Below are 19,987 nucleotides of genomic sequence, written 5' to 3' on the forward strand. Positions count from 1 at the left end.
AGGGGGGGCAGCCAATGGAACTGTTGTTTCTCGGTACAGGTGCGGGAGTGCCGGCGAAATTGCGAAATGTTTCATCGCTGGCTTTATTGTTGTTGGAAGAGAGAAATGCAATCTGGCTGTTTGACTGCGGGGAAGCGACCCAGCATCAAATTTTACATACTTCATTGAAACCAAGAAAAATAGAGAAAATATTCATTACCCACCTTCACGGGGATCATATTTTTGGATTGCCGGGCTTGCTTGGCAGCCGTTCCTTTCAAGGTGGTACCACCACCTTAACTGTGTACGGGCCCAAGGGTATCAAAGCATATTTAGAGGCTGCTCTCCAACTGAGCGGAACCCATTTAAAGTACCCTCTTACTATTGTGGAAATGGAAGAAGGAATCCTTTTCTCCGATGACCAATTTACAGTGGAGACGCTTTTGTTGGATCACAATATAGCAAGTTACGGATTTAGAATTACTGAAAAAGACAAAAAGGGAACGCTTGATGCCGAGCGCCTCAAGGCAGAAGGAGTCCCTCCAGGACCTCTTTTCAAGAAGTTAAAAGACGGAGAGACGGTAACGCTTGAAGACGGCAGAATAATCGCTGGAGGCGACTACGTGGGACCGCCGCAAAAAGGCCGCGTCATCGCCATATTGGGCGATACACGGCCATGTAACAATGCGGTTATTCTTGCGCAACATGCCGATTTGCTTGTACATGAAGCGACCTTTTCTGCGGACAGTGCCCAAATGGCCGGGGACTATTTCCACTCGACAACCGCTCAGGCGGCGGAGATCGCCCGAAGAGCAAAAGCCGAAGCACTCTGCCTGACTCATATTAGCTCACGCTATTCAAGGGAAGATTGGCAAGAGCTTGAAAAAGAGGCCCAATCCGTATTTCCGAATACGAAATTGGCTTCTGATTTTTTTAAAGTGAAAGTTGATACCCAAAAGACCACGCGGTGACAATTTTACCATCCGCGCTCATATGGGGTGGGTGGTGAAAGATCATAACCCAGTTCACGAGCTGCCGTCCGGGGCCAATATGGATCGCGCAGCAGGACGCGTCCTAAAAAAACGAGATCGGCTCTACCGTTTTGCAATATTTCCTCTGCCTGAATCCCGGCCGTGATCAAACCGACGGCCCCGGTTAAAATGTCCGCTTCCTTCTTAATTTGTTCGGCGAACGCAACTTGATATCCCGGGAACGGTTTTATTTTGGCCGGGACGACTGCGCCGGAACTGCAATCAATCACATCAACGCCTTCGTCTTTCATCCATCTGGCCATTGTGACATAATCTGAAACTTGAAGCCCATCTGGATGATAATCCGATGCGGAAATTCGGACGAAGAGCGGTCCGTCCCAAACTGATTTCACCGTTGCCATGACTTCACTTAAAAAGCGATAGCGGTTTGCAAAGGAGCCGCCATATTGATCCTGCCGTTTGTTTGTCAAAGGGGAAAGGAATTCATTTAATAAATAACCGTGTGCGCTGTGTATTTCGATGACATCAAATCCTGCTTCTTTTGCGCGTTCTGCCGCTTTTCCAAATGCCGAAATGATCGAATGAATATCTTCGCCATCCATTTCTTTGGGCGTTTTCATCCCTTCTTTGTAAGCAATGGCGGAAGGTGCGAGAATTTCTCCTTCCAGCATGGCTTTCCTGCCGGCATGTGCAAGTTGAATGCCGATGCTTGCGCCTTGTGCCTTTACCATTTCGACGAGTTTCTTCAATCCATCGATATGACTATCGTCCCAAATCCCCAGATCTCGGGGGCTGATCCTTCCTTCCGGAGAAACAGCAGTAGCTTCCACCATAATCAATCCGGCTTGCCCGACGGCCCGGCTTGTATAATGGACAAGGTGCCAGTCTTCGACTTTTCCATCCTCATGATGGCATGAATACATGCACATCGGTGACATGACAATCCGGTTTTTCAATGTGATGTTTTTTATCTCAAGCGGTTCAAACAATTTTATCGTCATTCAGGTAAACCCCTTTCATCACTTATCATCAGCCACTTTCATTATAGCAAACGATGATGAAAGAGCTTAAACAATCTGTTTGGATTCATGCATGCCGCCTAATTTTTTCGATTGCTCCATTGCAGCTTTCACGCATTTCATAAAAGCCGTCTGTACATTTTCTTTTTGCAACACTTCGATGCCCGCCTCTGTAGTCCCGCCCGGGCTTGTGACATCCCGCCTAAGTTCCGCTGCTTCTTTTCCGGAGGTAAGGAGCATTTCCGCCGCACCGACGAGTGTTTGCAGGATCATTTTTTTCGCTGTGTCCGCATCAAGCCCGATTTCCGCAGCCGATCTCTCCATTGCCTCCACAACATAGTAAATATAGGCAGGGCCGCTTCCGGAAAGGGCGGTGATAGCATCCAGCTTATTTTCTTCTATGACCGTTGTCACACCGATGGAAGAAAAAACAGTTGTTGCAAGCTGTTTTTGATGTTTGGATACAGAGCCATTAAACGCAATGGCCGTTGCCGACTTTCCAACACTGGCGGAAGTGTTTGGCATTGCCCGCGCAATTGGCTGTTGCACATTCAGGCGATTTTCCATATAGGAAAGTGAGATGCCAGCCATGACAGAGACGAACAATGTGTCCTCTTTTAGATACGGCTTGATTTTTTTCAGGGCGGCTGCAGCATCTTTCGGTTTTACCGCAAAAATGACCATATCGGTATCTTCCATTAACTCTTCCATCTGATATGTCGGTTTAATTCCGTACTTTTTTTTCAAATCAGCCAATTTGGTTTGGTCTTCCCGGTTTGTGACTAAAATGTTTTTTCGTTCAGCTATATTTTTTTCAATAAGACCGGCAATGATCGCTTCCGCCATGGAGCCGGCACCGATAAATGAAATGTTCATTTGTTATCCCTCCACACATTGAGTAAACAAAAAACCCCTTCATCCGTAAAAGGACGAAAGGGTTGACTTCCGCGGTACCACCTTTAATTAGTTGCATAAAGCAACTATCTCAAACCCTGTAACGCAGGGGGACGGTCAGTTTTGCTGACAGCTCGCTGGGCAGGTTCAACAAGAAAGCGGATGATGGAGTCTTTCAGCCGGTGGACTCCAATCTCTTGCATCATTTGCTTGCTTACTAATCCCGGTCATCGCCATTTTATATATGATTATGCTGTACAGCTCCGGCCGTTGTCAAGTGATCTTTTTCAAAAATGTTCAAATCACATGACTTTACATGAAAAAATCGCTACACTATACTTGTTTATTTATAGTTGTATCCCATTTATCAAAAAATAAAGTCGAGGGATTTGTGATGAAACACGGAGAAATTATAAAGTTCGTACTGCCGACGCCCTTTGCCGTTGGGGATGTCAATCTTTATCTTGTAAAGGAAGATGCTCTGACCCTGATCGATGGAGGGGTGAAAACGGAAAAAGCTTGGGATGCTTTTTTATTTCAGTTGAATGAAATAGGCATTAGACCTGGGGACATTGACCAAGTTGTATTAACACATCATCATCCTGACCATGTTGGATTGCTGGAGTGGCTTCCAAAGGATATTCCAGTTTATGGCCATCGCTATGTTCGTCCTTGGATTGAGAAAGATCAAGACTTTTTTTCTGTCCATGATGATTTTTATAAGCGGTTATTTGTAGAATTTGCCGTTGAAGGGGATTTTGATCATTTATTGGCTATGATGAAGTCTGCCCTGCGTTTTTCATGTGAGAGACCTCTTACATATGAGATTGAAGAAGGAGATGTTATCCCCGGATTTGAAAACTGGGTTGTGCTGGAAGCACCTGGCCATGCGCAAAGCCATCTTGTTTTTTATCGGGAGAAAGACGGTACCCTTTTGGCAGGAGATCATGTGTTGGCAACAATTTCTTCCAATCCGCTTTTGGAGCCGCCGCTCGTTTCTACCGCCAACAGACCGAAGCCGCAACTGCAATATAACGATTCGCTTCGAAAACTATTAGAGTTTGACATTCGAATCGCCTATACGGGTCACGGACCGGAAGTGAGAAAGTTACATGAGCTGATTGAACGGCGCCTGCTTAGACAACATGAACGGGCGCTGCAAGTGGCGGGGCTACTCGATAAAAAACCAATGACCACATTTCAGTTGACGAAAATGCTTTTTCCCGAAGTGTACGAAAAAGAGCTTGGTCTGACTTTATCAGAGACGACGGCACAGCTTGATTATTTATTATCGATTGATGCAATCAACAAACATGTTGATGAGCATGGCGTCGCTTATTTTTCGGCGCATTGAGGAACTTAAAAAGGGGGGCAGATGATGAATGAGCGGCTAAAAGGCAAAACAGTCGTCATCACCGGTGCATCTGGCGGTCTTGGTGAAAAAATAGCCCATCTATGTGCGGCAAGTGGTGCTCGCCCCGTGCTGCTTGCCCGCAATCAAGAAAAACTTGCCCAGGTTGCCCGGCAAATTGGTGATGGTCATCATGTCGATTGCTTGCCCATTGTGTGTGATCTTTCCCGGCAGGAAGAAATTCCATCTGTGTTTCAAGAGATTTTGCAAGAAACCGGGGGGATCGATATACTTGTCAATAATGCCGGCTATGGCGTTTTTGCCGAGGCTGGGGAAGTGTCGCTGGCTGATCTGCAAGGGATGTTTTCCGTCAACGTCGTTGGCCTGATTGCCTGCACAAAAGAAGTGATTCCAGTGATGAAGGAGAGAAGGTCCGGCCATATTATCAATATAGCTTCCCAGGCAGGAAAACTGGCAACTCCGAAATCAAGTGTTTATTCGGCAACAAAGCATGCAGTGCTTGGCTATACAAACAGCTTGCGGATGGAGCTTGCTGATTTTGACGTCTTCGTTACTGCTGTCAACCCGGGGCCGATGGCCACCAACTTTTTTGACATTGCCGATCCGGGCGGCTCCTATGTGGAAAATGTGGGGCGCTTTATTCTTTCAACAGATAAAGTGGCACAAAAAATTGTTGCCGCCATGATGACGAGGAGAAGGGAAATTAATTTGCCCGGTTGGATGAACGCCGGAAGCATTGCTTATACTTTGTTTCCGGGTCTTGTTGAGCGTCTCGGAAAGAAAGCTTTTTTTAAAAAATAAACTCATGCAATAAGGGCTATTCTTATTCTAAAAATGAAAGGCCTTGGGAGGCGGCCATAGAGCGTAAATGAAAGGTTCCCGAGACGGTTGACGGGCCATTTCAGTCGGGCCGCAACCGTTTCCTATATGGATGACTCATTCAACATTTTTGTATCTCGTCAATTGGTAATTTTCACATTCATTGACTGATCTTGGGAAAATAGTCTCCCGTCTGATTTCCCTTAATGCTTCGTGTGGCGGCCTGCGGATCGGCCAAATATTTCTCTTCACCGTAATTCCGTCGATAAGAGCGCCAGAGTTTTAAAATGGCTTTTTGAAGTAGCTCATACTCTTCCTGTTTGAAAAAATTTTCGAATTAAATTTCATTAAAAAAAGGTTGCACTTCTAAAAATATTCATATATAATTCCGTTATAAGGTAAGCGCTTTACTAAAAACTATAGTAAATTAGCATGATGGTGAAAATCTTCGATATACATTATCGGGTTCATTTGATCATCATCTATCTAAATATTTTTATAATGCGAAAAAAATTCCTAAGATCTTATCATATGCATAATACTTTGGAATCAGATGGTGAGAAATGTGAAGGTAACAATTTATGATGTTGCAAAGGAGGCTAATGTATCCATTGCAACCGTTTCAAAAGTACTAAACAATTCCGGAAGAATAAGTGAAAAAACGAGAAAAAAAGTAAAACAGATTATGAAAGAGCTAAATTATCAACCCAATATGTTGGCTTCAGCATTGATGGGAAAACAGACAAAAACAATCGGCTTACTGATTCCAGACCTGGCGAATCCATTTTTCTCTGAATTAGCCAGGAGTATTGAAGATCGGGGCAATGAACTGGATTATCATTTGGTAATTTGTAATACCGACTATAACAATGCGAAGGAAAACAGATATCTTTCATTATTGAAGCAAAAAAGAGTGGATGGCTTTATATTGGCGTCCGGTTTTGAAAAGCTTGATAAAGTTCAGGAGTTAATAAGCGAAGAGATACCGGTAGTCATTGTTGCTCGTGACTTCCCGATGTTTTCCGTCAATGCCGTTGCTTTAGATGATTTTACGGGAGGATATTTGGCGGCAAAACATTTAGTAGATTTGGGCCACAAAAATATCGGGGTGATCGCCAGGGATCTTTGGAGCAATCGGGAAAGATTGCGGGGCTTTCATCATGTTTTAGCAGAGAATCACTTAACACTAAATCCGAACTTCCAATTTGTAAATGAAGTAGATCATATTAAGGCAGGGAGGAACATGGCCGCCAAATACATTCATAGTGACAATAGGCCAACAGCCATCTTTGCTTGTAACGATTTACTGGCAGCCGGAGTGATTCAAATGGCCAAAGAGCTGGGGTTGGATATACCGCAAGATTTATCTGTAGTCGGTTTTGACAATACTTCAATTGTAAGTATCATAGAGCCGCCTTTGACAACAATTGCCCAGCCAATTCAAAACATGGGAAAAGAAGTAATGGATTTAATGGTTTCAATCATTAATGAGGAAAAGGACGCCAAAAGCCGGGTAACACTTTTACCTTCATTAGTCTTACGTAAATCAACCAAAAAAATAACATAAAGATTTTTTTTAAAAATAAATGAATAAAGCGCTTAACCTATCTGTTATGTGGAGGGCGAAAGGAATGAAAAGCAACGGTATCATTGTTCAATCAGGCGGACCAACAGCAGTCATTAATAATTCGGTGATTGGAATTATTGATGAAATGAAGTATTCCGGCTTTCAAGGGGAAATTTATGGTTCAGTCGGAGGAATCTTGGGTTTAATAAACGAGTCATTCATTGAACTGGGCAACTTATCTGTACGCGACCGCATCCGGCTTCGCTGGACTCCCGGGGCTGCATTAGGGACTTGCCGATATAAATTAACTTTTGACGAAGTGGAAGTCATCATTAAAAACTTAAAAAAGCACAGTATCCATTTTCTTTTTTATATTGGTGGAAACGGCTCCATGCAAGTAGCGAAAATGATTCATGATACAGCCGCTATAATGAAGTATGACTTGGCTGTTATCGGAATTCCAAAATCAATTGATAATGACTTACTGGGAACAGATCATAGTCCGGGTTATGGAAGTGCCGCAAAGTTTTTAGCCACTTCTATACTAGATATGAAGATGGACGTTGCAAGTTATCCGGAAACAAATCAACTTACCATCATAGAAACGATGGGCAGACATACGGGATGGTTGGCAGCAGCGTGTTCATTAACGGTCTCAGATAGAGAAGACAGCCAAACACTCATTTATATACCTGAAGTCCCTTTTTGTTTAACGAGTTGTATCGAAAAAGTTGTTAACGCCCATGAAAATAAAAGAAATACCTTTTTAATTACAGCTGAAGGACTTAAAAATAGTGCGGGGCAGTATATAAACCATGATGAATTGGAGTATGACACATTAAATCGGCCCAAGTTAGGCGGGGTATCTACTTATTTAAAGGAGATCATAGAAGCGAAAACAGGAATACGAACAAGGGCAATCGAAACAAGCATTTTGCAAAGAAGCAGTATTTTATTAGCGTCCAAGACGGATGTAGATGAAGCATATGAAATAGGTAGAGAATCATGGAAATACGCACTGAAAGGCTATTCAGGGGTCATGATAGCCATGGAACGGGCAAATCATCAAGATACCGACTATAAAATGATGTACCGTCCAAAACTATTGAAAGAAGTTGCGGGTAAGGAGAAATATTTTCCAGTTGAATGGTATGACAAGAAAAATAATATCATGACCGATGAATTTATTCGATATGTGGAACCACTAATACAAGGAGAAATGATGATTCCAATCGAAAACGGGCTGCCAGTTTATAAACAGGTCATTTAACATTTTTGGTTAAGCGCTATCCTAAATTTTTGAATGCGCTGTAACAAATAGATAATGCTTTTTCATAAACAATGAATTGTAAAGCTTTTCATTAAACAGCAGAAGAGGGATTTATATGCTAGCGGTGATGAAAACCAAACAAGGCTTTGGAAATGTGACTTGCACGAACATAGATGAACCGACTTGTTCAGCAGGCTCTGTAAAAGTAAAGGTTGCCTATTCAGGAATTTGCGGCACAGATTTACATGTTTTTCATGACACTTTTAAAAATAATCCTCCTGTCATATTAGGGCATGAATTCTCGGGAGTGGTTTCGCAAATCGGCGAAGGTGTAAGCTCTATCAGTGTCGGAGATCGTGTTGCTGTTCTTGGTTCCACTGCTGTCACCTGCGGCACATGCCATTATTGCAAAACAGGAAATTATATGTTCTGTAATGATCGCCGGGGAATGGGGCATGGTGTACATGGCAGTTTTACAAAATATGTTGTGGTAAGAGAAGACATGGTTTATAAGATTCCTGAAAATATCAGTTTGGAAGAGGCGGCTTTGTCAGAACCTTTAGCTTGTGCCGTACAAGCCATTGAAGAATTGACAAATATTCAATTGGGGGACACAGTCTTGCTTTCCGGTCCTGGCCCCATCGGGTTACTATGTCTGTCTTTGTTAGTGGAAAAAGGTTGTAAAGTGATTGTTGCCGGCACTTCCGCAGATGAATTTAGGTTACATCTAGCAAAAAAATTGGGTGCAGACATCGTTGTTAATGTAAATCATGAAGATGTAGAGTGTATGATCGCCAAAGAAACGAAGGGTTGTGGAGTGGATGTGGTAGTAGAGTGTGCAGGCGCGGTTTCCTCCATCAATAGTTGCCTTAAAAATGTAAAAAAATTGGGTAAATTTATACAAGTTGGTATTGTTGGTCATGACATAACGTTGGATTACGATACGGTTCTGTATAAACAAATTCAATTATTCGGTTCACTGGCTCATAGTATGAAAACTTGGGATAGAGTCATGCAAATTCTGGAACAGAAAAAAGTAAATTTGGCACCCATTATTACACATAAAATGTCATTATCCGAATGGGAAAAAGCCTTTGAATTATGTGAGAAAAAGAGTTGTGGAAAAGTGTTGTTGCATTATGAGTGAGAAAACATTGTAAATTTGAGGGTTGATTTCATGACAAAAACAAATCGTAAAGAAAATGAAACGAAGGAATATATCCTTCCAAAATATATGAATGCTGCCTTTTTAACGAAACAATCAACGGTGGAGATTTTTCAACAGGAGTTGCCGAAAATAGGAGATAGGGATGTTCTTGTAAAAGTCCAAGCGGTCGGTATTTGTGGTTCTGATATTCACTACTTTGCCCATGGTCATATTGGGGAGCGGGTTGTTCAATATCCGCATATTCAAGGACATGAATGCTCAGGACTTGTCGTTGCAGTTGGTGCAAATGTAACCCGTTTCAAGGTTGGGGATAGAGTAGCGATTGAACCGGGTGTTTCTTGTATGTCGTGTGAGTGGTGTAAAGAGGGAAGATATAATTTATGCCCAAGTGTACAATTTTTATCGACACCGCCTGTAAAGGGCGCATTTGTACAATATTTGAGTCATCGGGAAGATTTTCTATACCACATTCCTGATACGATGTCTTTTGAAGTGGCAACATTGGCGGAACCGTTATCAGTAGGCATTCATGCGATGAATAGAGGAAATGTAAAACCAAATTCCACTGTGCTCATCACCGGAATGGGTCCTGTCGGTTTGATGGCCATCGTTGCTGCCAAAGCCTATGGAGCCGGCAACATAATTGTTACTGATATGGAACCGCTGCGCCTTGATGCCGCCAAAAAACTGGGGGCTACTGAAGCAATTGATATTAGCAGCTCAGATGTGTCCCAGGAGGTAAACAGGTTAACAGAAGGGGCAGGCGTTGATATAGTCATTGAAACATCTGGAAATGAAAAAGCAATCGAATCAGCCATTGCCTTAACAAAACGAGGTGGAACTGTCGTGGCTATTGGTTTTCCGGCAAAAAACCAAATTCCACTGCATATAACGCAAATGCTTCAGAATGAAATCAACTTCATTTCAGTTTACCGTTATATCAATACATATCCAACCGCCATTGAAATCCTGAATCAGATGGGCAGGGATGTGGAGCATGTGATAACGGATACATTTCCAATGGATGACATTCAAGAAGCAATGAATAAAGCATATCAAAACAAAAAGGACAGCTTAAAAATAATGGTATATCCAAATCCATGAATACACACAAGGGGGAAAAATCATGAAATTTTCAAAAATCATATTATTTGGTCTCATCTTACTGTTAACGATTTCAGGTTGTGGCAACTCAGCGGGGAAGAGTGCAAAAGGAAAATCGGATAAAGTGGTATTAAGCCTAAGTATTCCGGAGCCAGAGGGAGCAAAATTTGACGTAGCCGCCAAAGCTTTTAAAGAAAAATTAGAAGAGCTAACTGATGGTGAAATGACCGTTACCATCCATTATAACAATGAACTCGGCGGGGAAAGAGAAGTATTTGAATTAATGGGAATGAACTCACTTGATATGTCTATTCAATCGTCTGGTCCAATGGGAAACTGGGTGAAGGAATTTAACATGTTTGACCTGCCATTTTTATTTGAGAACAGGGAGCATGTATATGCAACATTGGAAGGGGAAGTTGGTAAAGAATTGTCTCAAAAATTCGAAGAGGAAGCAAACGTGAAAATACTTGGGTGGGTTGAGAATGGCTTTGTAGCCACTTCGTCAAACAGCGCCATTAATAGTGTAGAAGATGTAAATGGATTAAAAATCCGTGTGCAAGAAAATGAATTGCAAATCGATACATGGAATGCATATGGAGCAGATGCGACACCTATGGCTTGGACAGAAGTATTTACCGGATTACAACAGCGTGTTATCGACGGACATTCCAATTCGCTCGCCACTATTCAAACATCTAAAATTTTTGAAGTACAAAGCCATGTCGCGCTTCTCGAAGACAGATTCTCTCCAGCCCCTATTTCGATAAGCAAAGCAAAATTTGACAGTCTTACAAAGGAACAGCAGGATGCAATTGTACAAGCTGCCGAACATACTGAGCCTATTGGCAGGAAAGCCAACGAAGACAAAATCAAGGAAGCCAGAGAGTTTTTAGAAGAAAATGGAATACAATTTACAGAACCAGATAAAGAACAATTTAAGAAAAAGACAGAATCCGTCTATAAAAAATGGGCACCTCAAATTGGGGAGGAGATCATTAAAAAGGTTCAAAACTTGGACTATTAAATTGGCATATATGGATGGAAAAGATCGAAACGGTCTTTTCCTCCATGTTTGAGGAGATGGTAATGTGAATACTTTCGCCAAAAAATATATAACACTTAGTTCTTATATAAACAAAGTATTTGGATATTTACTGGCGTTCATATTGGCTACAATGACCGCATTAATATTTTGGCAAGTGGTTGCACGATATGTGCTTGGCAGTTCATTATCGTGGTCAGAAGAGTTAGCGCGCTTTTTAATGATATTTCTGGTGTTTATCGGCGCCGGGCTGGCGCTTAGACAAGGAAAACTAATTGCGGTTGAAGTGATTTTGGAAAGATTAAATGACAAGGTTAGCTCCATTATAAAAATGTTGGTTCACCTCATTTCATCTGTTTTTTATGGAATATTGATCTATTTTGGATTTGAACTTGCGCAAGCCTTTGGCAATCAAATTGCACCAGGTATTAAAATATCAATGTTTTACGTTTATCTAAGCATTCCTTTGGGGGCGATTTTATTATTAGTAAATTCTATCGCTTGTGTGCTTGAAGAGTTCGTTGGAAAGGAGTAAACCATGTTTGCTATCGTTTTTATCATCATCTTGTTAGTTTTGTTATTTATTGGTGTACCAGTAGCCTTTTCATTAGGTTTAACTACAAGTATAGGCATATTTTTTCAAGGTACATTACCATTAAATGTTGTTCCTCAGAGAATATTTGTAGCACTGAACTCCTTTCCATTAATGGCGATTCCGTTTTTTATTTTGGCGGGAAATCTGATGGGGATAGCAGGCATATCCAAAAGATTAGTCCATTTTGCAGGTGCTTTAGTAGGTCACCTCACTGGTGGGCTGGCGATGGTAGCAATTGTTACTTCAATGTTTTTCGCGGCCATTTCGGGATCTGGAGCGGCTACCACGGCTGCCATAGGATCGATCCTCATACCGGCAATGGTGGCAAGAGGTTATAAGATTGAATATGCTGCGGCCAACCAAGCTGTTGCCGGAGCACTCGGGATCATTATTCCTCCAAGCATTGCCATGATTTTGTATGGGGTAGCTGCAGAAGTGTCCATTGGGGATTTATTCCTTGCCGGAATACTGCCAGGAATACTTATTACACTTTCACTTCTAGTGAGTGCTTTTATCATTTCAAAAAGAAATGGCATTCGCGGGGAAGAAAGAAAAAGCATTAAAGAGGTTTTCATCGCTTTTAAAAGCGCCATTTTAGCTTTATTAATGCCCATTATCGTCTTAGGTGGAATATATAGCGGCGTTTTTACACCTACGGAGGCTTCGGTAGTGGCGGTTGTATACTCCCTTATCGTCGGCATGTTTATTTATAGAGAAATTAATTTGATCAAGTTAATAGAAGCGCTGAAAAGTTCGGCCATTAGCAGTTCCATTATTATGATCATTATAGGTGTTGCGGGCTTGTTTGCTTATTATTTAGGCATGACCGGCGCCCCCGGAGAAGTATTTGATTTGATAAACGGGTTTATTGACAATAAATATGTGTTTTTAATTATTGTTAACATTATCCTGCTTTTAATAGGAATGTTTATGGATGGTGGCGCGGCCATTTTAATATTAGTCCCGCTTCTTTTAGGAACGGCGGTTGAATTTGGCATAGATCCTGTCCATTTTGGAGTGATCATGGTATGTAATCTTGCCATTGGGCTGGTTACTCCACCGGTTGGAATAGATTTATTTGTAGCCCAGCAGCTTACAAATGTTTCGATTGTACGAATTGGCCGGGCGGCGTTACCATTAATATTGATACTTGTGATCGATGTATTGGTAATATCCTTTTTCCCGCCCCTTTCAACATTTATACCAAATTTACTAGAATGATAAGCTCGGTATACTATCGCTCACAAGAAATTCAGTAACATGTGTTGCCTGGGAGGAATGAAGTTGATTAATTCCTCCCGCCTATTAGGTAAAGCGCTTAACCCAATTTTAAATAGATGAAAAGGAGAGTTTTCAAATGACTTTATCAACGAAAGAATTAATGAATCAGGCAAAACTTGCCAGACGCCATCTTCTTGAAACTGTTCATTACGCCGGAGCGGGGCATGTAGGAGGACCTTTATCCGCTATAGATGTATTAACTTATTTATATTTCAACGAAATGAAAATTGACCCATCCAATCCGAGAGATGAAGACCGGGACAGATTTGTTCTTTCCAAAGGACATTCAGCGATTGGTTTATATACTGTCATGGCATTGAGAGGATACATGCCCCTAGAAGAATTAAAAACGTTCGATTCATTGAATTCCAGATTGCAGGCCCATCCGGACATGAATGCTCTCCCTGGGTTGGATATGTCCACTGGTTCTTTGGGGCAAGGAATTTCGGGGGCAGTTGGAATTGCGCTGGGAGCAAAATTACAACATAAAGATTTCCGGACTTACTGCATGGTTGGAGATGGTGAATCACAAGAAGGGCAGGTATGGGAAGCGGCAGATGTCGCCTCTAAATATGGATTGGATAATTTAGTCGCGATTCTTGACTATAATAAACTGCAACAATTTGGCTGGAACGGAGAGGATGGCGCGCGGCAAGTTCCTGTCCATGAACCGGGCAATCGTTGGGAAGCTTTTGGTTGGCATGTAATTAACATTGATGGTCATGACTTTGAGGAGATTGCTTCCGCTTTTAATAAAGCAAAAGAAATAAAAGGCAAGCCCACCATCATTATTGCTCATACAGTGAAAGGAAAAGGGGTAAGTTTTATGGAAAATGCCTATCTTTGGCATTCAAGGGTTCCCACAGATGAAGAGTTGGAAACTGCGATACAAGAATTGAGTGTGGAGGGATAAAAATGGCAAGTTTATTGTCTGATAGAAAAGAAACAATGAGAGATATTTTTGGGGCAACAATATTAAAATTGTCCAAAGAAGATGAAAGAGTGTATGTTGTAGACGGCGATTTAGCAAATTCTACGAAGATAGACGGGGTAGCTTTACAAAACCCTGAAAAATTTCTACAAATGGGCATTGCAGAACAAAACATGTTAAGCGTATGTTCAGGTCTGGCTGCAACGGGCTTACAGCCTTGGGCGGTTACATTTGCTGCCTTTCTTTCGAAGCGGGCCATTGATCAAATCCAAGTGCAAATTGCTCAACCGAATTTAGATGTTAAAATGATTGGTGCTTATAGCGGTTTGTTAACGGGACTCACAGGGAAAACACATCAGTCTTTGGAGGATATCGCCATTTTCCGTTCGCTTGCAAATATGACCGTACTTGCGCCAGCAGACTGTGTAGAAGTGAAGAAGATGATGGAATTTGCCCATCAATATAATGGTCCTGTTTATATTCGTTTAGCTCGTGATCCGTACCCGATCATTTTTAATGATGATTACGAGTTTCAAGTGGGAAAAGCCGTTTCTTTAAAAGAAGGAAGCGATTTGACCATTATTTCAACCGGCACCCAAACAAGTCGTGCCATAAAAGCGGCGGAGTCATTACAAGCTGAAGGTTTGTCCATTGCTGTTTTACATATGCCAACGATTAAACCGTTAGATAAAGAGGCGATTGTAAAAGCGGCTGAGAAAACCGGTGTGATTGTTACGGCGGAGGAACATAGTATTTACGGCGGGCTTGGCAGCGCAGTTGCTGAAGTCCTCGTGGAAGAAAAGCCTGTTCCTATGTTGCGTGTGGGAGTGAATGATCGTAATTCTGAATCAGCGCCTAATCAAGAATTATTGGAAAAATATGGGATTTCAGAGAGTCATATTGCGGAAACGGTAAAAAGAGCATTAAAAAAAGCCCGTCAATAGCAGTTAAAAAGACGAAGGCTAAAAAAGGATTGTACTTGCGGAAAATCATAGGTTCGTAAGTACAATCTTTTACTATAGGGTATTTCATTTTGTGAATCCATTCAATTTATGGGCTTGTAAAGCAAAGGAATGGCAAAGTCGCTCCATTCTAAGGAGTTGCCCATCCCATTCCCACGCTTTTGGCTGCCAAGTTTCGGTTTTAAAAAAATCAAAACGGTTCTGGTTCTACCCCTGATCTTGGCGAAAAAGTAAAACACCAGAGGCAGGAGACCAGGTTGATGCACGATTAAAATAGACACTTATATAAAGGAGTGCTTGTATGCCATTAGTATCGATGAAAGCCATGCTTCATACGGCGAAAGCCGGTCATTACGCAGTTGGTCAATTTAATGTAAATAATTTGGAATATGCCCAAGCGATTTTACAGGCTGCCGAAGAAGAAAATTCACCAGTCATTCTCGGTGTTTCTGAAGGTGCGGCCAGATATATGGGCGGATTTAAAGTAGTAGTATCTATGGTAAAAGCTTTGATGGAAGAATATCGGACAACAGTGCCTGTCGCGATTCATTTAGATCACGGCTCAAATTTTGAAAAATGCGCCGAAGCCATCCACGCGGGATTTACTTCCGTTATGATTGACGGTTCTCATTTGCCGCTTGAGGAAAATATTTCCCTAACAAAAAAAGTGGTGGAGCTTGCCCATATACACGGTGTTTCGGTCGAAGCGGAACTGGGCCGCATTGGCGGGCAAGAAGATGATGTCCTTGTTGATGATGCCGAAGCCATGTACGCGATTCCGTCTGAATGCGAAAAGTTGGTAAAAGAGACGAAGGTGGACTGTTTTGCGCCCGCACTTGGATCTGTTCACGGGCCATACAAAGGAGAGCCGAACCTTGGCTTTAAGCGTATGGAAGAAGTAATGAACCTGACCGGCGTTCCGCTCGTTTTGCATGGTGGAACAGGCATTCCTTTGAAAGATATTCAAAAGGCGATATCGTTGGGAACAGCCAAAATCAATGTGAATACAGAAAACCAAATCATGCAGACGAAGAAAATACGTGACATATTAGAAAAGGACAAAGAGGTGTATGACCCGCGCAAATATATGGGCCCGGGACGGGAAGCCATAAAAGAAACAGTCATCGGAAAAATGCGTGACTTCGGGTCGTCGCAAACGGAGGCTGTCTAAAAATGCTCCTACCGAACATTTCATAAAGTGGCTTGTCAATCCTGAACCCGGTATTGTGCCGGGCTCAGGCTTAACTCGACAAGGGATGGGTGATCGCCTCACCACTGCTTCCCGATTCTGATCCAGCTTTTTCAGCTTCAACATTTGGTCTCAAATATTCGGCACCATCTTTCCTGCCATTCTCTTAAGTAAGAACGATATTTCTGCTTTTCCCGCCTATTGGGAAGCAACTGCGTATGCTGCATTAAATCGGGCATATCAGCCCGATTGTCCAGTTCATTTCCAGGATGTTATTCCAGCAAGTTTTTAACTTTTTGGTTCATGTGAACAAATGAAACCTCACTCTTATCCTTGATTCCATAGCCCATCTCGATACGGATGAGTCGTTACAGATAGACGCATTAATTTTTTTGACTTCCACCTTTATCTGGGCGTCTTTTTCAAATTCTATCTATTTTAGGAACATCTTTATTCGCTTTAACGCGTTTTTCATATGGGGATAGCGAAAAGGGATATCAAATAAATTCGTCTGCTTCAAGACACTTTTTTGATGGGAAAAAGCGTCGAAGCTGTTTTTTCCATGGTATGATCCAATCCCGCTTGTTCCGACTCCGCCAAAAGGCAGATGGGGATTGGCAAAGTGATAAATCGTATCATTGATGCAGCCGCCCCCGAAAGAAACGGAGTTCACTATTTCTTTTTTCGTTTCGGAACCTTTAGAAAACAGATACAGCGCAAGCGGATTCGGGTGCTGATGAATTCCTTCTATCACCTCGTTCAACTCCCCATATTCCAAAACAGGGAGGATGGGACCAAAAATTTCCTCTTTCATGATCGGATCTTCCCACGTAATGTTTGTCAGAATAGTCGGCTCCACGGACAGCTTTTCCCGATTTGCCTTTCCGCCTGTAAAAACACTTCCCTGATCAAGGAAGGAAACAAGACGGTTGAAATGCTTTTCGTTCACAATCCGTGTGATCATTTGCCCACTGTACATTTCATCAATAGCTTCTTTTAAAAGCCCTAAAAACTTGTCTTTGATTCGCTGATGGACGTATACATAATCAGGTGCGATACAGGTCTGTCCAGCATTCGTAAATTTCCCCCAAGCAATCCGTTTGGCAGCCAGTTTCAAATTGGCATCTTCATGAACAATACAAGGACTTTTTCCACCTAATTCCAGTGTTACCGGGGTAAGATGCCTGGCAGCAGCTTTCATGACCACTTTTCCAACAGACACACTTCCAGTGAAAAAAATCTTGTCAAACTTTTCCCGGAGCAGAGCTTCACTTGTTTCCACGCCGCCTTGCACTACCGCGATATATTTTCTTGGAAAAACGTCTTGGATCATTTTGGCAAAAACGGCTGATGTTCGCGGAGTCAGCTCCGATGGTTTGATAACAGCGCAGTTACCTGCCGCAATTGCTCCAATTAAAGGTGCGGCTGCAAGCAAGAACGGATAATTCCACGGAGAAATGATCAGCGCCGTCCCGTATGGTTCAGGATAAATATAGCTTGTGGAACCAATATGGGTGATGGGGGTTTTCACTTTAGTCGGTTTTGTCCAAGAGCGGAGTTGGCGCATCGTGAAACGGAGTTCTTTTAAGATCATCCCGATCTCTGTCGTATATGCTTCGAACTCGGATTTATTCAAGTCTGCTTTAAGTGCGGCCATAAGTTCCTTTTCGTACAGCTTGACGGCATTTCTGAATGTTTGAAGTGACTGGAGACGAAAAGGTATATCTTTTGTTTGCCCTGTACGGAAAAAATCCCGTTGACTGCTGATAAGCGCAAGAAATGAATCCATATGGCACTCTCCTTATATATTCTGGAGTAATTTGCTTTTTTTAAAATGATACGAAAAAACATGCTTCAAATTATATGCTTGATACCAATGATATAATATACGACTTGTTTTGCAAACAATAGTTTGGTTTTGGTTATCCGTAGCGGGCCCTTCCGAAGGAGTTTGCGGCATCCGCCCCCCGCACATGCAGGAATAAACTTTTGGAGCACTGGCCTCTGCTTTGCTGGAACTACACTGCTAAACAACGCCTTTTCGCTTCCTGGCAATAGATTCCATTGAAGAAGCGGGTCTATTGGTCTACAATGATGCGTATAATAGAACAAACGTTCCGTTTTGGAGGGTGAAGCATGGAAATCGACTATCGGATGCTGCCGCATCACAACATCTTGTGCATCGACATGAAGAGCTTTTATGCAAGCTGCGCCGCGGTTATGCATGGTCTTGACCCTCTTGAATGTTATTTGGCAGTTGTCGGGAATTTGCAACAGCCCGGAAGTGTGGTATTAGCGGCTTCCCCCCGCTTGAAAAAAGATTATGGCATTCAAACGGGCTCTCGTTTATTTGAAATTCCAACAGATAAAAATATCCGGCGAGTTGAGGCAAAAATGGCGCTTTATTTGCGAGTCTCTATGGAAATTACCCGTTTGTTGAACCGGTATGTCCCAAAAGAAGCGATTCATGTATATAGTGTGGATGAAAGTTTCCTCAAATTGGATGGAACGATGCAGTTATGGGGGGATGCCTGGACAGTCGCTCAAAAAATTCGGGATGAAATATTTCGGGAATTTCAGCTTACATGTTCAATCGGCATAGGGCCTAATATGCTTTTGTCCAAGCTTTGTCTTGATTTGGAAGCGAAAAAAACCGGTATCGCAAAATGGACATATGAAGATGTGCCGAAAAAATTGTGGACAGTGTCTCCTCTCAGAAAAATATGGGGGATTGGGAGAAGGATGGAGAGAACGTTGAACAACATGGGGATTTTTAACGTGGGCCAGCTTGCGGCTTATAATCCGGCCTTGCTTGAGAAAAAATTCGGGATCATGGGGACGCAGCTTTATTATCATGCATGGGGTGTTGATTTGTCCGAGCTTGGCGCTCCAATGATGGCGGGGCAAATCAGCTTTGGAAAAAGTCAAATACTGTTGCGTGATTATAAGAAAAAGCATGAGATTGCCGCGGTTATACTGGAAATGTGTGAAGAGGTGGCCCGGCGCGCCCGCGAGCACGGAAAGGCGGGGAGGACAATCAGCCTCGGGATCGGTTATAGTGAAAAAGAGTTCGGAGGAGGGTTTCTTCGTTCGAAATCGGTGGAGGACCCGACGAACGTCACAATGACTGTGTATAAGGTATGTCTTGACTTGTTTGAAGCCCATTATAATGGAAAGTCGGTCCGACAGATTTCTATCGCGCTTTCCAATATGACGGATCATGGCACATATCAGCTTAACTTGTTTGAACCGAATCAAATACGAAAGAGGGAGCTGGGATATGTGATGGATCATATTCGCCGCCGGCACGGGACTGCTTCGCTTCTTCGCGCAGTTTCTTACACAGAAGCAGGGACAACACGAATAAGAGCGGGTCTTGTTGGAGGGCACAAAGCATGACAATGGTGATGGAAATGGGGGCAGGAAAATGATTCGGGACCGGGGAAATATAAAGTGGAACTCTCTTATGCTTCCGGAGCATGTCAAAATGCTCCGAGAATGGGCAAAAGAAGATACGTGGGATGCAAAAAGGCAATTGGATGAACAGAAGCTGGAGCAACTGAATCTAGCGGCGGAAGAAGCGATGGAGTTTGCCAAAGAGGTCAACATTACCTATTTTTCACATCGCCAATCTAAACAGATTGCCGGGAAAATTCATTATTTTGATTCTGTAAAAAAAGAATTTCGGATCGTGGACCGATCTGGTCATGTACAGCGGATTTTATTGAAGCAAATCGAACATATAGAATTGATCGGATAAAGGCTGTAATGTTTTCGTCTTTTGGTCGTCTAATATAAAG

The 19,987-nt window shown here is 42.5% G+C and carries 18 protein-coding genes; 15 read left to right on the forward strand and 3 right to left on the reverse strand.

The window, feature by feature from the left end; genetic code table 11:
- Window positions 1-14 precede the first annotated feature (14 nt).
- The gene (gene rnz, locus MHB50_RS07610) at window positions 15-950 is read left to right on the forward strand and encodes a ribonuclease Z (protein ID WP_340085104.1); all 936 of its coding nucleotides are present in this window, start codon (window positions 15-17) and stop codon (window positions 948-950) included.
- 5 nt (window positions 951-955) lie between these two features.
- On the opposite strand, the gene namA is transcribed toward rnz, so the two are convergent.
- A complete protein-coding gene (gene namA, locus MHB50_RS07615) occupies window positions 956-1,972 on the reverse strand; it encodes an NADPH dehydrogenase NamA (protein WP_340085105.1) in 1,017 nt (338 codons plus the stop codon).
- 66 nt (window positions 1,973-2,038) lie between these two features.
- Window positions 2,039-2,866 carry a pyrroline-5-carboxylate reductase gene (proC, locus tag MHB50_RS07620; protein ID WP_340085106.1) on the reverse strand — a complete coding sequence of 276 codons (828 nt, stop codon included), beginning with the start codon at window positions 2,864-2,866 and terminating at the stop codon, window positions 2,039-2,041.
- 412 nt (window positions 2,867-3,278) lie between these two features.
- Between proC and MHB50_RS07625 the strand changes: the two genes are divergently transcribed.
- From MHB50_RS07625 to fba, 12 genes are all read left to right on the forward strand, one after another.
- Window positions 3,279-4,238: an MBL fold metallo-hydrolase gene (locus tag MHB50_RS07625; RefSeq protein WP_340085108.1), complete on the forward strand. Its 960-nt coding sequence runs from the start codon at window positions 3,279-3,281 to the stop codon at window positions 4,236-4,238.
- 21 nt (window positions 4,239-4,259) lie between these two features.
- Window positions 4,260-5,057 carry an SDR family oxidoreductase gene (locus tag MHB50_RS07630; RefSeq protein ID WP_340085109.1) on the forward strand — a complete coding sequence of 266 codons (798 nt, stop codon included), beginning with the start codon at window positions 4,260-4,262 and terminating at the stop codon, window positions 5,055-5,057.
- A 583-nt stretch (window positions 5,058-5,640) separates the two neighbouring features.
- Window positions 5,641-6,642, forward strand: a complete 1,002-nt coding sequence (locus tag MHB50_RS07635; RefSeq protein WP_205178633.1) for a LacI family DNA-binding transcriptional regulator — start codon at window positions 5,641-5,643, stop codon at window positions 6,640-6,642.
- A 64-nt stretch (window positions 6,643-6,706) separates the two neighbouring features.
- On the forward strand, window positions 6,707-7,912 hold the full coding sequence (locus MHB50_RS07640; protein WP_205178631.1) for a diphosphate--fructose-6-phosphate 1-phosphotransferase: 1,206 nt from the start codon (window positions 6,707-6,709) through the stop codon (window positions 7,910-7,912).
- 115 nt (window positions 7,913-8,027) lie between these two features.
- Window positions 8,028-9,059: an alcohol dehydrogenase catalytic domain-containing protein gene (locus MHB50_RS07645; RefSeq protein ID WP_077113234.1), complete on the forward strand. Its 1,032-nt coding sequence runs from the start codon at window positions 8,028-8,030 to the stop codon at window positions 9,057-9,059.
- Between the two features lie 30 nt (window positions 9,060-9,089).
- Complete coding sequence (locus MHB50_RS07650) at window positions 9,090-10,184, forward strand: NAD(P)-dependent alcohol dehydrogenase (protein ID WP_077113235.1); 1,095 nt, start codon at window positions 9,090-9,092, stop codon at window positions 10,182-10,184.
- A gap of 22 nt (window positions 10,185-10,206) precedes the next feature.
- Window positions 10,207-11,211: a TRAP transporter substrate-binding protein gene (locus MHB50_RS07655; RefSeq protein WP_339162979.1), complete on the forward strand. Its 1,005-nt coding sequence runs from the start codon at window positions 10,207-10,209 to the stop codon at window positions 11,209-11,211.
- A gap of 64 nt (window positions 11,212-11,275) precedes the next feature.
- Entirely contained in the window at window positions 11,276-11,764 is a 489-nt protein-coding gene (locus MHB50_RS07660) for a TRAP transporter small permease (RefSeq protein WP_077113237.1), read from the forward strand.
- A gap of 3 nt (window positions 11,765-11,767) precedes the next feature.
- Window positions 11,768-13,045 (forward strand): TRAP transporter large permease, encoded by a 1,278-nt coding sequence (locus MHB50_RS07665; RefSeq protein ID WP_077113238.1) that lies wholly within the window; start codon window positions 11,768-11,770, stop codon window positions 13,043-13,045.
- A 136-nt stretch (window positions 13,046-13,181) separates the two neighbouring features.
- Window positions 13,182-14,018: a transketolase gene (locus MHB50_RS07670; RefSeq protein WP_077113239.1), complete on the forward strand. Its 837-nt coding sequence runs from the start codon at window positions 13,182-13,184 to the stop codon at window positions 14,016-14,018.
- Between the two features lie 2 nt (window positions 14,019-14,020).
- Window positions 14,021-14,980 carry a transketolase family protein gene (locus MHB50_RS07675; RefSeq protein ID WP_339162983.1) on the forward strand — a complete coding sequence of 320 codons (960 nt, stop codon included), beginning with the start codon at window positions 14,021-14,023 and terminating at the stop codon, window positions 14,978-14,980.
- A 319-nt stretch (window positions 14,981-15,299) separates the two neighbouring features.
- Window positions 15,300-16,169: a class II fructose-1,6-bisphosphate aldolase gene (gene fba / locus MHB50_RS07680; RefSeq protein ID WP_340085110.1), complete on the forward strand. Its 870-nt coding sequence runs from the start codon at window positions 15,300-15,302 to the stop codon at window positions 16,167-16,169.
- Between the two features lie 451 nt (window positions 16,170-16,620).
- On the opposite strand, the gene MHB50_RS07685 is transcribed toward fba, so the two are convergent.
- A complete protein-coding gene (locus MHB50_RS07685; protein ID WP_077113242.1) occupies window positions 16,621-17,976 on the reverse strand; it encodes an aldehyde dehydrogenase in 1,356 nt (451 codons plus the stop codon).
- Between the two features lie 347 nt (window positions 17,977-18,323).
- On the opposite strand from MHB50_RS07685, the gene MHB50_RS07690 reads away from it, so the two are divergent.
- On the forward strand, window positions 18,324-19,586 hold the full coding sequence (locus tag MHB50_RS07690; RefSeq protein ID WP_077113244.1) for a UV damage repair protein UvrX: 1,263 nt from the start codon (window positions 18,324-18,326) through the stop codon (window positions 19,584-19,586).
- 28 nt (window positions 19,587-19,614) lie between these two features.
- The gene (locus tag MHB50_RS07695) at window positions 19,615-19,947 is read left to right on the forward strand and encodes a YolD-like family protein (RefSeq protein WP_339162990.1); all 333 of its coding nucleotides are present in this window, start codon (window positions 19,615-19,617) and stop codon (window positions 19,945-19,947) included.
- Window positions 19,948-19,987: the final 40 nt, after the last annotated feature.

The organism is Siminovitchia sp. FSL H7-0308, assembly GCF_037980985.1.
In the GTDB taxonomy this organism is placed as follows: domain Bacteria; phylum Bacillota; class Bacilli; order Bacillales; family Bacillaceae_C; genus Siminovitchia; species Siminovitchia thermophila.

Bases quoted from the DNA above. Each gene is read 5' to 3' on its own strand.
- MHB50_RS07650 (WP_077113235.1), top strand. From the start codon at position 9,090: ATGACAAAAACAAATCGTAAAGAAAATGAAACGAAGGAATATATCCTT.
- MHB50_RS07630 (WP_340085109.1), top strand. From the start codon at position 4,260: ATGATGAATGAGCGGCTAAAAGGCAAAACAGTCGTCATCACCGGTGCA.
- fba (WP_340085110.1), top strand. From the start codon at position 15,300: ATGCCATTAGTATCGATGAAAGCCATGCTTCATACGGCGAAAGCCGGT.
- namA (WP_340085105.1), bottom strand. From the start codon at position 1,972: ATGACGATAAAATTGTTTGAACCGCTTGAGATAAAAAACATCACATTG.
- MHB50_RS07625 (WP_340085108.1), top strand. From the start codon at position 3,279: ATGAAACACGGAGAAATTATAAAGTTCGTACTGCCGACGCCCTTTGCC.
- MHB50_RS07645 (WP_077113234.1), top strand. From the start codon at position 8,028: ATGCTAGCGGTGATGAAAACCAAACAAGGCTTTGGAAATGTGACTTGC.
- MHB50_RS07690 (WP_077113244.1), top strand. From the start codon at position 18,324: ATGGAAATCGACTATCGGATGCTGCCGCATCACAACATCTTGTGCATC.
- MHB50_RS07675 (WP_339162983.1), top strand. From the start codon at position 14,021: ATGGCAAGTTTATTGTCTGATAGAAAAGAAACAATGAGAGATATTTTT.
- proC (WP_340085106.1), bottom strand. From the start codon at position 2,866: ATGAACATTTCATTTATCGGTGCCGGCTCCATGGCGGAAGCGATCATT.
- MHB50_RS07695 (WP_339162990.1), top strand. From the start codon at position 19,615: ATGATTCGGGACCGGGGAAATATAAAGTGGAACTCTCTTATGCTTCCG.
- MHB50_RS07685 (WP_077113242.1), bottom strand. From the start codon at position 17,976: ATGGATTCATTTCTTGCGCTTATCAGCAGTCAACGGGATTTTTTCCGT.
- MHB50_RS07640 (WP_205178631.1), top strand. From the start codon at position 6,707: ATGAAAAGCAACGGTATCATTGTTCAATCAGGCGGACCAACAGCAGTC.
- MHB50_RS07665 (WP_077113238.1), top strand. From the start codon at position 11,768: ATGTTTGCTATCGTTTTTATCATCATCTTGTTAGTTTTGTTATTTATT.
- MHB50_RS07670 (WP_077113239.1), top strand. From the start codon at position 13,182: ATGACTTTATCAACGAAAGAATTAATGAATCAGGCAAAACTTGCCAGA.
- MHB50_RS07655 (WP_339162979.1), top strand. From the start codon at position 10,207: ATGAAATTTTCAAAAATCATATTATTTGGTCTCATCTTACTGTTAACG.
- rnz (WP_340085104.1), top strand. From the start codon at position 15: ATGGAACTGTTGTTTCTCGGTACAGGTGCGGGAGTGCCGGCGAAATTG.